This window comes from Arthrobacter rhombi, assembly GCF_039526245.1.
GTDB classification, from domain to species: Bacteria; Actinomycetota; Actinomycetes; order Actinomycetales; family Micrococcaceae; genus Arthrobacter_H; species Arthrobacter_H rhombi.
The window spans coordinates 198,834-213,766 of record NZ_BAAAIV010000011.1 but is presented as its reverse complement, the minus strand read 5'-3'; the positions used below and the strand labels follow the sequence as shown (position 1 = coordinate 213,766).

General features: G+C 68.9%; 13 protein-coding genes. 3 read left to right on the top strand and 10 right to left on the bottom strand.

Annotation, left to right across the window (positions count from 1 at the left end):
* Positions 1-16: 16 nt before the first annotated feature.
* The 7 genes from ABD088_RS10375 to ABD088_RS10345 all read right to left on the bottom strand — a co-directional run bounded on the left by ABD088_RS10375 (position 17) and on the right by ABD088_RS10345 (position 8,446).
* Entirely contained in the window at positions 17-1,549 is a 1,533-nt protein-coding gene (locus ABD088_RS10375; protein WP_343901858.1) for a long-chain-fatty-acid--CoA ligase, read from the bottom strand.
* Complete coding sequence (locus tag ABD088_RS10370; RefSeq protein ID WP_343901857.1) at positions 1,546-2,166, bottom strand: TetR/AcrR family transcriptional regulator; 621 nt, start codon at positions 2,164-2,166, stop codon at positions 1,546-1,548. Before ABD088_RS10370 ends, ABD088_RS10375 begins: the two co-directional genes overlap by 4 nt.
* Positions 2,163-4,286, bottom strand: coding sequence for a 3-hydroxyacyl-CoA dehydrogenase NAD-binding domain-containing protein (locus ABD088_RS10365; protein ID WP_343901856.1), 2,124 nt, complete (start codon positions 4,284-4,286; stop codon positions 2,163-2,165). The genes ABD088_RS10370 and ABD088_RS10365 overlap by 4 nt, the downstream gene beginning before the upstream one ends.
* A gap of 17 nt (positions 4,287-4,303) precedes the next feature.
* Positions 4,304-5,494 (bottom strand): acyl-CoA dehydrogenase family protein, encoded by a 1,191-nt coding sequence (locus ABD088_RS10360; protein ID WP_343901855.1) that lies wholly within the window; start codon positions 5,492-5,494, stop codon positions 4,304-4,306.
* A gap of 144 nt (positions 5,495-5,638) precedes the next feature.
* Positions 5,639-6,919, bottom strand: coding sequence for a hypothetical protein (locus ABD088_RS10355; protein WP_343901854.1), 1,281 nt, complete (start codon positions 6,917-6,919; stop codon positions 5,639-5,641).
* Between the two features lie 221 nt (positions 6,920-7,140).
* Positions 7,141-7,767: a phosphoribosylanthranilate isomerase gene (locus tag ABD088_RS10350; RefSeq protein ID WP_343901853.1), complete on the bottom strand. Its 627-nt coding sequence runs from the start codon at positions 7,765-7,767 to the stop codon at positions 7,141-7,143.
* 115 nt (positions 7,768-7,882) lie between these two features.
* Positions 7,883-8,446, bottom strand: a complete 564-nt coding sequence (locus ABD088_RS10345; RefSeq protein ID WP_343901852.1) for a helix-turn-helix domain-containing protein — start codon at positions 8,444-8,446, stop codon at positions 7,883-7,885.
* A gap of 71 nt (positions 8,447-8,517) precedes the next feature.
* Here ABD088_RS10345 and ABD088_RS10340 point away from each other — a divergent pair, with 71 nt between their 5' ends.
* Both ABD088_RS10340 and ABD088_RS10335 read left to right on the top strand, forming a co-directional pair.
* On the top strand, positions 8,518-9,465 hold the full coding sequence (locus tag ABD088_RS10340) for an NAD(P)/FAD-dependent oxidoreductase (RefSeq protein WP_343901851.1): 948 nt from the start codon (positions 8,518-8,520) through the stop codon (positions 9,463-9,465).
* Positions 9,462-10,154, top strand: coding sequence for a class I SAM-dependent methyltransferase (locus tag ABD088_RS10335; protein ID WP_343901850.1), 693 nt, complete (start codon positions 9,462-9,464; stop codon positions 10,152-10,154). Before ABD088_RS10340 ends, ABD088_RS10335 begins: the two co-directional genes overlap by 4 nt.
* A gap of 12 nt (positions 10,155-10,166) precedes the next feature.
* Here the strand turns inward: ABD088_RS10335 and ABD088_RS10330 are convergent, their stop codons facing one another.
* From ABD088_RS10330 to ABD088_RS10320, 3 genes are read right to left on the bottom strand one after another with little or no spacing between them, the layout of a single operon-like run.
* Positions 10,167-10,916, bottom strand: coding sequence for a sulfite exporter TauE/SafE family protein (locus ABD088_RS10330; RefSeq protein ID WP_343901849.1), 750 nt, complete (start codon positions 10,914-10,916; stop codon positions 10,167-10,169).
* 48 nt (positions 10,917-10,964) lie between these two features.
* On the bottom strand, positions 10,965-12,638 hold the full coding sequence (locus ABD088_RS10325; RefSeq protein ID WP_343901848.1) for a cation:proton antiporter: 1,674 nt from the start codon (positions 12,636-12,638) through the stop codon (positions 10,965-10,967).
* 43 nt (positions 12,639-12,681) lie between these two features.
* On the bottom strand, positions 12,682-13,653 hold the full coding sequence (locus ABD088_RS10320; RefSeq protein WP_343901847.1) for an intradiol ring-cleavage dioxygenase: 972 nt from the start codon (positions 13,651-13,653) through the stop codon (positions 12,682-12,684).
* A 155-nt stretch (positions 13,654-13,808) separates the two neighbouring features.
* On the opposite strand from ABD088_RS10320, the gene ABD088_RS10315 reads away from it, so the two are divergent.
* Positions 13,809-14,849 carry an SH3 domain-containing protein gene (locus ABD088_RS10315; RefSeq protein ID WP_343901846.1) on the top strand — a complete coding sequence of 347 codons (1,041 nt, stop codon included), beginning with the start codon at positions 13,809-13,811 and terminating at the stop codon, positions 14,847-14,849.
* The last annotated feature ends 84 nt before the right edge of the window (positions 14,850-14,933 follow it).

The following is a 14,933-nucleotide window of genomic DNA, read 5'->3' as shown; positions in this document are numbered from 1 at the left end:
CCCCGGCGTTTCCCGCTTACCCCTCGGCCACGCTCCGGCGCAGTTCGCGTTTGAGGATCTTGTGGCTGGGGCCCAGCGGGAACGCGTCGACGAAACGCACGATCCGCGGGTACTTGTGCTTGGCCAGCCGCTCCCGCGACCACTCGATGATGGAGTCCTGGGTGACCTCTGCGCCGTCGTGCTCCAGATCACGGATGACGACGGCGCACACCTCCTCACCGCGCTCCTCATCGGGGACGCCGATGACCGCCACCTGCCCGATCCCCGGGCAGCGGGCCAGCACCTCCTCAACCTCGCGCGGGTAGACGTTGAAGCCGCCGCGGATGATGACGTCCTTGGTGCGGTCCACGATGGTGAGGAAGCCGTCGTCGTCCAGGGTGCCCAGGTCACCGGTGCGGAACCAGCCCTCGATCATGGCCTCAGCGGTGGCCGCTTCGTTGCCGAGGTACCCGGCGAAGACGTTGTGCCCGCGCACCAGGATCTCCCCGAGTTCCCCGTGTGGGAGCGGGGACAGCGATCCGGGGGTGTTGCGGTCGTTGACCATCACGTCCACACCCCAGATCGCCGGGCCCACCGTGCCGGGTTTGACCCCGGAGTGCGGGTTGTTGGTGGAGACCACCGGGGAGGTCTCCGAGAGGCCGTACCCCTCGTAGATGGTGACGTCGAACGCCGTGTTGAAGCGCTCCATCACCGCCTGCGGCAGGGCCGCGCCGCCGGAGACGCACAGCCGCAGCTTCGGCAGATCGGTCTGGCCCTCGGCGGCGGCGAGCAGCTGGTGGTACATGGTGGGCACGCCGTGGAAGACGTCGACGTGCTGCTCGCGGATCATCTGCAGCGCGGCCTCGCCGGAGAAGCGCGGCAGCAGCACCAGGGTGGCGCCGAGCCGGAACACGGCGTTCATGCTGGCGGTCTGGCCGAACACGTGGAACAGCGGCAGGCAGCCCAACGCGATGTCCTCGGTGTGGACGTCGTTCGCGTCGACTGCCGAGACGGTGGCGTTCATGACCATGTTGACCTGGGTCAGGATCGCCCCTTTGGGTTGCCCGGTGGTTCCCGAGGTGTAGAAGACGACGGCGGGATCCTCGGCCTGGCGCGTCACATACGTGGCCAGCGGCTCGGCCACCGGTGCGCCTTCCGGTGCCGCACCTGCGGCGGGCCAGCTGCTGGTGAGCACGTCCAGCCCCAGCTCCTGCGCCGCGGGACTGCCCACGGGCAGGAACGAGGGGTGGCAGATCAGCGTGGTCGCCCCGCTGTCGCGCAGCACGTGCACCACTTCGGGGACGGTGAGCAGCAGGTGCACGGGCACCACCACGGCGCCGGCTGCGAGCACCGCGAAATAGGAACGCGGGAAGTCCACCACGTTGGGGCTCATGATCGCCACGACGTCTCCGGCGCGCACTCCACGTGCCTGCAGTGCGGAAGCCTGTTCGAGCGCCTGCCGCCACAGCCCGGCGTAGCTGTAGGCCTCGCCGTCGCTGATGACGGCGGTCTTCGTGGGGTATTTGCGCGCCGATCCCTCCAGGATCGCGGCCAGTGACAATGCGGTCATGTGGGATCTCCAGTCGGGACGTCGGGGCAGGTGGGGGCCGTGAGGATGCCGGCGACCGTGGTGCGGAGCACGGAGGTGGCCTCGGTGACGGAATGCCCCAGGTACTGGCGGAGCAACTGCCAGCTGGCCCAGTCCGCGGCGACGGTCACGGCCACCAGGCGCCGCTCGCGTTCAACAGGATCCAGCTCCCGCAACTCGGTGGCGAAGGCGGCCTCGGCGTCGGCGCGGATGCGGGCCAGGTTGTCGCGCAGGTTCTGCTGGAGCACCGGGGAGAACGGACGCTGCACGTCGGCGGCCCGGGCCAACGGGGCCACCCGTTCAAGCAGCAGCGCCCGGTGCCGGGCGAAGGCCTCCAACCGCGGAGCCAGGGGCGCCGTGGGATCCACGGGCTCGGCCGCTGCCTCGTGGCCGGCGAGCTGCCGGCGGGCCGAGGCGGCCATGACGGCTTCCATGTCGGCGAAGTGTCCCCACAGGGTGCGCGGTGAAACGCCGGCGCGTTCGGTGACCTGGCGGGCCGTGGGTTTGAGCTCCCCGTCGGCGATCAGGGCCAGGTGCGCGTCGACGATCAGGGTGCGGGTGCGCCCGGCGCGGGCGCTGCGGCCGTCGACCCCGCTCATGGGGTGCCGGCGGTTCCGGGGATGGACCCGGTGTCGGTCTCCCCCGGATCGGTGAGCCAGGCGACCGGTCGCAGGGTCTGGTCTCCGGTGGACTCGGCGTAGTGGGCCAACCGCTCGGCCACGTGCGCGCGCCCGAGCTGGTCGGCGTGGAACATGGGACCGCCACGGTAGGCCGGCCAGTTGTAGCCCTTGACCCAGATGACGTCGATGTCCCCGGGTCGCTCGGCAATGCCCTCGGCCAAGATCCGGGCGCCTTCGTTGATCATCGGGTAGAGCAGGCGTTCGAGGATCTCCTCGGCGCCGATGCTCCGGCGCTCGATCCCCTGTTCGGCGGAGACCTGTTCGATGATCCGGGTGGTCTGCGGATCATCGGAGCGCTCGCGTCCGTCGTAGGCGAAGAACCCGGAGCCCGTCTTCTGCCCGAAGCGACCTGCCTCGCAGAGGGCATCGCTGATCGGCGCCGTGGCGCCGACGGCCTGGCGGTTGCGCCAGCCGATGTCCAGGCCCGCCATGTCGGCCATCGCGAACGGGCCCATGCGGAAGCCGAACCCGGTCAGGGCGTCGTCGACCTCACCGGGCAGGGCGCCCTCCAGCAGCAGGGACTCCGCTTGGCGCCCGCGGACCTCGAGCATCCGGTTGCCCACGAACCCGTGGCAGACCCCGACGACGACGGGGCATTTCCCCAGCCGGCGGCCCAGGGCCACCGCGGTGGCCAACGTCTGCGGGGTGGTCCGGGCGCCGCGGACGACCTCGATGAGTTCCATGATGTTGGCGGGGCTGAAGAAGTGCATGCCCAGCACCCGGCCCGGATCCTTCACCGTGGCCGCGATCGCGTCGACGTCGAGGTAGGAGGTGTTGGTGGCCAGTACCGCGTCCGGGCGGGCATGGGCGTCCAGCCGGGTGAAGATCTCCTGCTTGACGCCCAGGTCCTCGAAGGCCGCCTCGATGACCAGATCGGCGTCGGCGAGCTCCGCGTAGTCGAGGGAGCCGGTGATGCGTCCGAACTGCTCGTCGGCAACGTCCTGCGTGCGGCTGCCGTGGGAGACGGAGACGTCCAGGTTCCTGCGCACCTGGGCCAGGCCGCGGTCCAGGGCCTCCTGTCCGGTGTCGACAACGGTCACTTCCACCCCGGCGGTGGCCAGGGCCAGGGCGATGCCGCCGCCCATGGTGCCGGCCCCGATGACCGCGGCGCGGGTGATGTCGCGGGGCTGGGCGCCCTGGATTCCCGATGGTTTGCGGGTGGCGCGTTCGGCGGCGAAGAGGTGGCGTTGGGCTGCAGCCTCGGGGCTGGCCACGCGCTCGAGGAAGAGGCTGCGCTCCAGCCGGGATCCGGCGTCGAACCCGTCCTCGATGCCAGCGGCGATGGCCGCGACCGCGGCGCGCGCAGCATACGGGTCCTTGGCCTTGCGCAAAGGCCCGGCTGCCAGCTGGGCGACGGTGCCGGGCTGCTGGGCGGCCGCGTCGGCGATCGCCTCGACCCGGTCCCGGGTGCGGGTTGGTGCCGGCGCGAGGGCCCCGTCCGCCGGGAGCCGTCCGGCAGCCCAGGCGACGGCCGCGCCGGCGAAGTCACCGCCGTCGAGCACCGCGTCGACCAGGCCGAACTGGGCAGCCGTGGCGGCGTCGATGCGCCGGCCGGAGAGGATCATCTCCACCGCGCGTTCGGTACCGACCAGGCGCGGGAGCCGGCCGGTCCCGCCGGCGCCCGGGATGATGCCCAGGGTGATCTCCGGCAGGCCCAGCGATGCGTCGGGGTGGGCGATGCGGGTGTGGGCGGCCAGGGCCAGTTCGAGTCCGCCGCCGAGGGCGACGCCGGAGATGGCTGCGGTGACCGGGATCGGGAAGTCCTCGAGGCGGTCCACGAGTTCGGGCAGCGTGATGCCGCTGGTGGCGGTGCCGCCGAATTCGGTGATGTCGGCACCGGCGGAGAAGGCACGGTCGGTGCCGGTGAGGACCACGGCGCGGATGCCCGGGTGCGCGCGGACCTCCTCGAGGGCGTTGGCCAGCAGCTGGCGGACCGCTTGGCCCAGCGCGTTGACCGGTGGCGCCGTCAGGGTGATGAGGGCGACGGGGCCGTGGAGCGTGATGGCCGCCTGGGGGGCGGGGCGTGCAGTCGTGGGCATGGTGGCCTTCCTGCGATCTACTTGAACGCCGAGATGCCGGTGATGTCCCGGCCGACGAGCAGCGATTGGATGGAGTCGGTGCCCTCGTAGGTGCTGACGATGTCCATGTCGGTCAGATGCCGGGCGATGTGGCGTTCGATGAGCACCCCGTTGCCGGCGAGCATGTCCCGGGCCTCGCTGCAGATCCATTTGGCCTTCTGCGCGGTGGACATCTTGACCATCGAGGCCATGGGGCCGGTCAGCCGTCCGGTGTCGGCGAGTTCCGACATGCGGTCGCACATCAGTTGCATGGCCGTCAGTTCGGCGAGCATGTTCGCCAGCTTGTTCTGGACCAGCTGGTAGCTGGCGATGGGCTTGCCGAACTGGATGCGCTCGGCGGCGTAGGCCGCGGCGATCTCGTAGGCGGCCATGGCGTGCCCGACGGCTTCCCAGGCGGCGCCGCCACGGGTGGCGGTGAGCACCGTGGAGACGTCGTGGAAGGAGTTGCAGTTCGCCAGCCGGTTGGCCTCCGGGATGCGCAGTTCCTCGATGACGATGTCCGACTGCAAGATGGCGCGCTTGCCCATCTTCCCGGTGATCACGGTGGGCTGGTAGCCGGACGGGTGCTTCCCGGCGTCGTCCTTTTCCAGAATGAAACCCTTGACGTGGCCGTCCTCCGTGTCGCGGGCGAAGATGACCACGACGTCGGCGGCGTCACCGTTGCCGATCCAGCGTTTGTGGCCGTTGAGGACCCAGTCGTTGCCGTCGCGGCGGGCGCTGGTCTCCAGGGCGACCGAGTCGGACCCGTGGTCCGGTTCGGTCAGTGCGAAGGCACCGGTGCGTTCCAGGGTGGCCATGTCAGGAAGCAGGCGGGCGCGCTGTTCGTCGCTGCCGAGCATGTCGATGGTGCCCATGCAGAGCGAGGAGTGAACGCCGATGTAGGTGTTGATCGACCCGTCGCCGCGGGCGATCTCCCGGGAGACGATTCCCGCGGCGCGGCGGCTCAGCCCGGGGCAGCCGTGGCCGGTGATGGTGCCGCCGATGATGCCCAGCTTCGCCAGTCCGGGGCGCAGCTCGTGGGGGAATTCGGCGCGTTCCCAGTAGTCGTTGATGATCGGCAGGATGTCAGTGTCGACGAAGGCACGGATCCTGTCGCGCAAGGTGATCTCGTCGGCGCTGAGTTCGTCGTCGAGCCGGAAGTAGTCGCTGCTGGCCTGGCCGTGGTCCACGATGCCGTCCTGTCCTGTGGGGGCGTTCCGGCCGTCCGACCGGGAACAATTTGCACGCTATCTGCAAATTGTTTGGCGGGCAAGACCCTGCGCCCGGGATCCGGTGGTCCACGCCGTCCGAAGGCGGGCGCCGTGCCGGCCGATCTAGCGGCGCGGCGACACGTCGTCCTCCTTCGACGCCGGGTCGGCGGCTGCCTCCTTCGCCCGGTGCGCCTCCTGCGCGGCGGCATCGGCACGTTCCGCCGCCTGGGCACTGGTTTCGGCATCCTGGGTAGCGGAGTCCGCAGCGTCATCGGCGATCGCCGAATCCTCCACGGCGGCCCCGGCGGCCGCTTCGGCCGTCTCCGCAGCCCCGGCGGGGCCGTCGAGGGTGATCTGGCGGCGCAGGTACTCGCGGTTGCTGAAGGTGGCCTTGCGGACCGCATCCGCGTCGGAGAGTCCCGACCCGACGGCACCGGCGATGATGCCCATCGATGCTGACAACCAGGCCAGGTTCAGATATTCGGGGAAACCCGCCGGATGACCGAGCTGGTCCGACATGTAGTCGACGTTGATGACCACCAGGCCACCGAGGAGGATGAAGGCGAACAGGAACACGAACATCGCGGCCACGGCCAACAAGATGGTCAGCACGGTAGCCAGGTTGTAGGTGACACGGCGTTCGCGTTTCTTGGCGCCCTGGGGTCGTTCCAACAGGCCGTGGGAGAAGATCAGCCAGAGGGTCATGACGGTGAGGGACAGCAAACCGATCGCCAACAACCGCGGGGTGCGCAGGTAGTCGGCCATCGACCAGATGCTCGTGTAGAAGATGCCAAACGCCCCCGTCGCGGAAGCGGCGGCCATCGCCGAGGACAACTTGGGCACCAGCCGGAAGGGCCGGTTGCTGCGCACCATCCCCGCCTGCATGGCCACGCGCCCCAGGAACCCCTTGACCGTTTCCACGGCATCGTGCGATTCCTCGTCCTCCAGGTCGTCATCCACCGAGAAGGTCCGGCGCAGCAATGAATCGTCCGTGGACTCGGGATCGGGCGATTTCCCGGTGTGCAGGGAGTCGGCCAGGGCCACCAGGACACGACCGAGGCGACGGGGGTGCACCAGGCCCAGGGTCGGCAGCACCACCATGGCGGAGCCGTACCTGGTGTTCACGCTGGAGACCAGGGGTTCACCATCGACATACTTGGGCAGATCGGTCACGTAGATGACGTAGTCCCACCCGCGTTCCTTGCGCACGGCGCGGGAGTTGGCGCTGAGTTCCACCACACCGTCGTCGTCGATGGGCATCGACAGGTCCTCGACCTGGACGTCCCATTCGAGGCCCTCCCCCATCCGGGATTCCAGGGCATGGGACAGCCGATCGCGCAGCCGGCGGGACAGGATCAACGGCAGGCCGGGATCGGCGGCTATGCCAAGCGTGAGGGTGGTCATGGGCACCTGGAATTCCTTGAGGGGGTGGGGGCACAGGCAGACGGGGGCTTCCCGTGGTTGCCATCAGCCGCCGGCCCGTGCAGTCGCTGCCCGGAGTTCCAACGGCCCAGTCGTGGTCTTCGATGAACTTCCCCGACACTAACGGGTGAACCTTAACGACGCCATGCGCTAAACCACACGCCGGCTGACCATCCGCCTCCGCCGGGCGCTCGGGCGAAGACTCAGTCGGTGGCGCCCCGGGCGGCACGGATGAACGAGCCGATCAACCCCGCATCCTTGACCCCGCGGCTTGATTCGACACCGCTGGAGACGTCGGCGCCGCTGGCCCCGGAGGCCCCCAGCAGGGCCGCGACGTTGGCCGGGTCCAGCCCACCGGCCAGCAACCAAAATCCCTGCGGCGCACGATCGGCCAACACCGCTGGATCGAAGGTCCGGCCGGCACCGGGATCGACGGCGTCCAGCAGCAGCCGCTCCCCCGACCAGGCGGCGCGCCCGGCGTCGTCCAGGGCGGTGAACGCCTGTGCGGAGAAGGCCCGCAACGTGCGGAACCCTGCGTCCTGGAGCTGTCGGATATCCTCCAACGGCTCGTCGCCATGCAATTGCACGGTGCTCACCCCCGCCTCACGCGCGGTCTCCAGCACGACGGCGATCGGCTGGTTGCGGAAGACGGCCACCGTTTCCACGGTGTCGGGAACTGCGACCACCAGGCCGCGGACCGTGGAGGCCTCGACGGTCCGGGCGCTGCCGGGGGCAAAGATGAATCCAACGGCATCGGCCCCGGCCTCGACCGCCGCGGCGACCATCTCGGGCGTGCGCAGTCCGCAGATCTTCACATACCGTTCGGCCATGTTCCCGGCTCCCGTCGTGTGTCGTCGTCGCGTTCCCGGTGCGGGAACGACACTCCATTATCGCCCCTGGGGTTCCCCGGCGTCTCAGGCGGTGGGCGCCCCGGCCCAGCCGCCCTCACGCAGTGTCGGAGGTCCGCGTATGGATGCGCTCTCCGTCGGAGCCGAAGATGCTCAGCACGTCGACCGGCTTGCCGTCGGCCGATCCCATGGCATGCGGCACCCGGGTATCGAACTCCGCGGCCTCGCCGGGACCCAGCACCAGATCACGATCCCCGAGCAGCAGGCGCAACTGCCCCGAGAGGACATAGACCCAGTCGTAGCCGTCATGCACGCGCTGTTCCGGCAGGGTTTTGCGGCCGGGGTAGGTCATGCGGAAGGTCTGGGTCGGCGAGTTCGGCGGCGAGAGCTTGAGCGTACGGATGCCGTGATGCGTCATTTTCACGGGCCGGACCCGCGGGTCGGGCACCTCGGCGGGAATGAGGTCATCGATGCTGATGCGCAGCTCACGGGTCAGTGGCAGCAGCAGCTCCAGGCTGGCCTGCCGCTTTCCCGATTCCAAGCGGGAGAGCGTGGAGATCGACATCCCCGCCTTCGTCGCCAGGTCCTCCAGCGTCCGGTCCTGCTTGACCCGGGCCGCCCGCAGCCGGGGCCCGATCTGTTCGAGTACCGCGTCCTTCATCCCACTCCCCTAACTTGCTGTTTCCGCAAAGATAATTGCAAGTTTAGCATCACGGGATCCATAGTTGGAGCATGGAAACCACACACGACTTCGACGTCATCATCATCGGCGCCGGCGCTGCAGGACTCAGCGCCGCACAAATGCTCGGCCGGTCCCTGCGCAGCGTCCTGGTGCTCGATACTGGCAGCCCCCGCAACCGCTTCGCCGCCCACATGCACGGCGTCCTGGGCGGCGACGGCTTGAGTCCCCGGGATTTCCTGGCCCGTGGACGCGCCGAGGCCGAGGCCTACGGCGTGCAGTTCAGCACCGCCGGAGCGACCACGGTCACCGAAACCGCCAGCGGCGTCGCAGTGACCACCATCGACGGCTCCACGCTGACCGCCCGCCGGCTCATCGCCGCCACCGGCGTCCGGGACGATCTCCCAGCCATCCCCGGCCTGGCCGAGGGGTGGGGCCGCGACGTGCTGCACTGCCCCTACTGCCACGGCTGGGAGGTCAGGGGCCAGCGCATCGGTGTGCTCGCCACCTCCCCCATGGGTCTGCACCAGGCGCATCTGCTGCGGCAATGGAGCGACGACGTCGTCTTCCTCAGCGCCGACGCCGGCCCCGTCGAGGACACGGTCGCCCGGACGCTCGGTTCTCGCGATGTCGTGATCGAACCACGGCGCGTCCTCGAAGTGACCAGGAACGACGCCGGTGCCCTCACTGGAGTGCGACTGGACGACGGGGAACACGTGGCACTCGACGCCATCTTCACCGCCGGTGAACTGCACCCGAACGATGCCTACCTCGACGGCTTGGGACTCGATCGAGACGATCTCCCCGTCGGCAGCTTCATCCACGCCGACTTCACGGGCAAGACCAGCAACACCCGCATCTTCGCCGCCGGCAACATCACCAACCCCATGGCCAATGTGCCGATCAGCATGTCAGCGGGCACGATGGCTGGCAGCATGGTCAACATGGACCTGGTGACCGAGGACTTCGAACTGGCCACCGATCGAGTTGACGCAGCATGAGCGAACGGCTCGAGGACACGGTGGAACACCATCACGACCACCATCAACACGACGACGACGGCACGGCCGTCGATGCCCAGGCGTTCTGGGATGCCCGCTACGGCGAGCGCACCAGGATCTGGAGCGGCTCCGCCAACCGCGCCCTGGTGGACGAGGTCGAGTGGGTCAAGCCGGGCCACGCCCTCGACCTGGGATGCGGCGAGGGGGGTGACTCGCTCTGGCTGGCCGAGGCCGGGTGGATGGTGACCGGCGTCGACATCTCGGAAACGGCATTGGCGCGCGCCCAGGAGGAATCAACGGCACGAGGCATGGGCGAAGACGACGTCCTCTGGCTCCACGTCGACCTCGCACGCGACTTCCCCGCGGGGACGTACGATCTGGTGTCCGCCTGCTTCCTGGCCTCCAACATCCCCCTGCCCCGGGCCCAGATCCTGCGCCAGGCGGCGGCAGCCGTGGCCCCCGGCGGGATGCTCGTCGTGGTCTCCCACGCGAGCGCCCCCTCCTGGGCCGGCAACCACCACCACGGACCGGCGGACTTCCCGTCGCCCGAGGATGAGCTGGCGGCCCTGGATCTGGATGAGACGGCGTGGGAGATCACGACGGCGGAGATCAGGTCACGCGAGGCCCAGGGCCCCGACGGCGAACGTGCCACGTTGGAGGACACGGTCGTGGTCGCCATCCGGCACTGACCTGGCGGTCCCTCACGCCAAGCCGATCCATCCCTTGGCCACGGCGGCGACCGCACCGGCGAACGCGATGGCCAGGATGAACATCCGTGCGTGGTGGTCCTTCACGAACCGTTGGAGCCGTTCGCCACCGAAGATGCCGATGGCGATGGCCAGCACGAACAGCCCCCACACCCACCACGGCAGGATCAGTTGCTGTTCCGGCGCCACGATGGCCTTGGAGACGACGGTGACAAACCCGATCACCGCAAAGAACGGCTGCATGGTGGCGGCAAAGGAGCGCTGCGGCCACCGCGAGAGCACTGCGTAGGCGCTGACCGCGGGGCCACCGACCCCGGCCATCGCGTTCGTCAGGCCGGAGAGTGCACCCGCAACGGCGCGGGGTGCTGGCCCGCTGATGTGGGCATTCGCCTTCGACAGGCCCAGTGACAGCAACAGGGCGATCAGCACCACGATCCCGACCACGAGTGAGAGCAGTGAGGATTCCATCCGTGATGCGATGATGGCCCCACCGACGGATCCCACCACGCTGAACGCGGTGAGCCACCGGAAGGCCGACCAGTTGATGTCCCTCCAGACCCGTGGGGTGATGAGCACCGAGGAGACGACACCGCAGATGTTCACCAGCAGGACGCCATCGTGCGGACCCAGCAACAGGACCAGGAACGGGGAAGCCAGCATGGCGAACCCCAGCCCGGCCACGCGTTGGGCCACGGCGCCGATGAGCACCAGCCCGGCGGCGACGGCAACGATTTGGGGATCCACCGAGCCAGCCTACCGTCGGCGGGACACCCGCCCTCCCGCCGGAGTCCGCTAGGAGGACAGCTTGCCGCGCATCTCGATGGCCACCTGTGCCGCGTCAAGGTTCGCCAAGGCGTCTTCCAGGACATCGGCGTCGAAGGTCCCCTCGTCGCGGGCGTCCAGCAGCGTGGACCTTTGGGCTTCAATGACGGCAACTTGATGGCGCTTCGCAGCCTCGAAGAGTTCGCGGCGGGTGGCTCCTTCCCCTGTTTCCGGTTCCTGGACGGCACCGGCACGTTCTCGCATGAGGTCCAGGAGCCGCTCCTGTTCGGCCTGCGACTGGGCCTCTCCGGACTTGTCGCCGGACGGGGGCATGATGCGGCGCAGCAGCAACCCTATGGTGCCGCCCTGGAGCAGCAACGACATCAGGGCGACTGCGAAGGCGATCAGGACCAGCACGGATCGCATCGGAGTGTCTTCCGGAAGCGTCTGCGCCGCGGCCACCGTCACTGCGCCGCGCATGCCGGCCCACACCACGGCGGTACCCTCCCGCCAGCCCAGCGGTGCGCGGAGGAAGTAGTCGATGTCGGCCAGGGATCGGGTGATCCGGACGGTGAAACGCTGCCGGTCTCGTTCGCTCAACGTGCGCCGGGAACGTGCAGTGGACTCGGCCACTGCGTTCTGCCCCTCTTCCGGCGAGCTCAACTTCTCGTGCATGCCTTCCAGCCGTCCCTGCAGCTTGGCCCCGCGATGGGCGCGGCGCGAGAGGCTGCCCAGCAGTGGCACGACGTAGGCTGCACGTACCAGGATCGTCAGCACCAGGGCGCCGGCGGCAATCAGCACCGCGACGCCCACTCCCGCATGGTCCTGCTCCACGTGCTGCACGATGGACCTGATCTGCAACCCCATGGTCAGGAAGACGGCCCCCTCGAGCACCAGCTCGACCATGCGCCAGTTCTGGGCGTCGGAGAGGCGGTTTTGCGGCGAGAGCTCCCGCGGCGCACGGATTCCGGTGACCAGTCCCGCCACCACGGCGGCCACCAGGCCCGAGGCGCCCAGCAACTCGGCGGGTACGGCCGCCAGGAACGGCACCACGAAGGAGATCACGGTGTTCACTGTCGGGTCGGATACGCGTTGGCGCACGGCGAGGTTCAGCCAGCCGGCCAGTCCACCGATGAGCATCGCCACGACCACCGAGTACGCGAAGGTGCCGACAGCACCCCAGAACGAGAAGGAAGCCGCCGTCGCGACGATCGCGGTGCGCAGGACCACCAGTGCCGTCGCGTCATTGAGCAGGCTCTCGCCGTCGAGCATGGCGACGACCCGTTTCGAGACCGGGGTCTGCTTGACGATCGACGTCGCCACGGCGTCGGTGGGGCTGACGATGGCCCCCAACGCGACGCCCCAGGCAAAGCCGAGATCAGGGAGGACCGCCATGAAGAACAGCCCGAGCACCAGGGCGCTGGCCACCACGAGAACCACCGACAGGCCGCTGATCGCCCCGAACTCCCGGCGGAAGTTCATCGTCGGCATGGACACGGCTGCGGAATACAGCAGCGGCGGCAGCACGCCTTCAAGGATCCATTCGGGTTCGATCTCCACGGCGCCGAACATCGGCAGGAAGCTGGCCGCGACTCCGATCGCCACCAGCACCAGCGGCGAGGCGATCCCCAGGCGCGGGCCGATGAGGGTCGCCCCGGCGATGGCTACGAGCCCGATCACGATCACCGCGAGGAGTCCAGTCATGGTTGCATTCTGCCAGCATCCCGGCGCGATGCGGATGCCTGCGCTACCCCTGTGGCGATTCCCCCGGAGCACCGCTCGGTGGGGTGCCGCCGCCATCGGGACCGCCGCTGGGCGGTGCTCCCCCTTCGCCGGGCGCTCCCCCGCCGCCGGGCATGGACCCGCCGGTGGGCTGGGTCGCGGTGTCCACACCCACGGTGAGCGAGACCTGGTAGCCGTCCTTGATGCTCCCCGTGACCTGCCCGAGTTGGCTGGCACCGCCGTCGTCCCCGAAGACGTTGTCGCTGGACAGGGTGACTGCTGCGAGATTCTTCACCGACGCGGAGTAGCCACTGGTGGCGTAGACCGCGTCGCAGACATCCTTCGGCAGGGCCACCTGGGAGGTGGCGATCGCGTTGGTGCTGTCCTCGATGCCGTTGCGGTCCGGGTAGACCTCGAAGTGGATATGCGGCCACCGGCCCGAGTAGCAAGCCGGGAAGATACTGGTGTACTTCACGCTGCCCGAGGCATCGGCGATCTGCACGCCACGCAGGTAGTTCTCATCCTCGATCCCCTGGGAGTACATCGAGTACTTGCCGTCGCGGTCGCAGTGCCAGACGTAGACGGCGACCCCGGCGAAGGCGCTGCCTCCGTTGGCCAGGTCCTTGAGGTTCAGCGTCAACGTCATGGGGATGCCGGGAGCAGTCCCCGAGGCGTCACCGAAGCTGGAACGGATGTCGCTGCGCACGATCCCCGATTCCTCCAGCACGTCCGGGCCGTTGGACCCATCCCCGGGGTAGGGGCCGGCGGTCTCGTCCGGAATCTCGCCGTCCGAGGTGGAGGAAGCTGCGCCGGCGGTGGAACCGGATGAGCCGAAGGCGCCGGAACAGGCGGCCAGGCCCAGGGACATGGCGCCGACCCCGAAGGCCTGCAGGATCCGCCGTCGGTGCAGCAGCGTGCCGACGTCGAACCCCAGACCCTGGTCGTCGAGGTCCTCGTCGGGGCGGGGCAGGGGGCGGCCGTCATGCAGAGGGTCCATGGGGAAATTCCTTCGTTGGGTGGTGTGGTGACACAGAGCCTATGGACCCATTCCGTGGGGAGGCTGTGCCCACCGCAAGCCCCGGCTGTGGGCCCGGGCGAGGGGGCCGCGAGGCACCTCTAGGCGGACACGACAACCTGTGGTACAAAAAGTCCATGCACCTGACAAAAAGACCTTCGACCCTGACCGTGGCGGGAATGGCCCTGGGCATCATCGCGGCCGGGTGGGGCGTCGCGCCGGCCTCCGCCGCACCCGTCGTGTCCACCGGCACTACGGCGGGAACCACCCTGCCTGCCCGGGTGGCACCGGCGTCGTCTCTGCTCCCCGCAGCGCTGCCAGCGGCGGCGAAGACGACGCGGAAAACGGTCACCACGGCCAACCTGAACATCCGCACCGGTGCCGGCACCGGATACCGATCGCTCGGTGTGCTGAAAAAGGGGACCACCGTGGTCCCGACCGGCAAGAAGTCCGGGAAGTGGTGGCAGGTCAAGGCGTCGGGGAAGACCGGGTGGGTGCATTCGGGCTACCTGAAGACCGTGACGGTGAAGCCGGTCAAGTTCGCCAACCCGTGCACCGCCCTGAACCAGCAGAAGACCAGGTACAACCCGGGCAAGGCCAAGCGGGTGTCCTTCGCGATCGCCGAGTCCTACGGCAGCTACCGGGCGACCTTCACGCATTGCGTGAAGTCCGGGTCGACGTGGAAGAAGGAATGGCAGACTGCGGCAACTGTCGGGCTGCGCGGATTCAAGAAACCAGGAGTCGCTTCCGGGCACACCGGCAACCGGTGGTCGCCCCAGGGCATGTTCTCGGTGACCGAGGCCTTCGGCTCGGGCAACCCGGGCACGAAGCTGTCCTACCGCAAGCTCAATTCCAAGTCCCGCTGGTCGGGCACCGCCGGATCCTCCTACAACAAGTACTACCTGGACAAGTCGGCCTCGCACCGGCGCTGGCCGGACGAGAACCTCTACAAGATCATGAAGGCCGGGGACTACCGCCAGGCGGTGGTCATCAACTACAACCGGCCTCCGGACTCGCGGATCAAGCAGGGAGCGGGCTTCGCGATCTTCCTGCACACCCATGTGGTGCCGACCTGGGGCTGCATCGCCATCGGCTACCCGCAGCTGGTGAAATACGTGAAGAGCGCGAACAAGGGCGACCAGATCATCATGGGCGTGCGGGCGGACATCTTCCGGTAACCGTTCGTTGGCGTGGGCCACGGCGGAGCGTGCCATGCCTCCCCCATCGCGGCACGGCACGCCCTGATAGTTCATTCGGTGCGG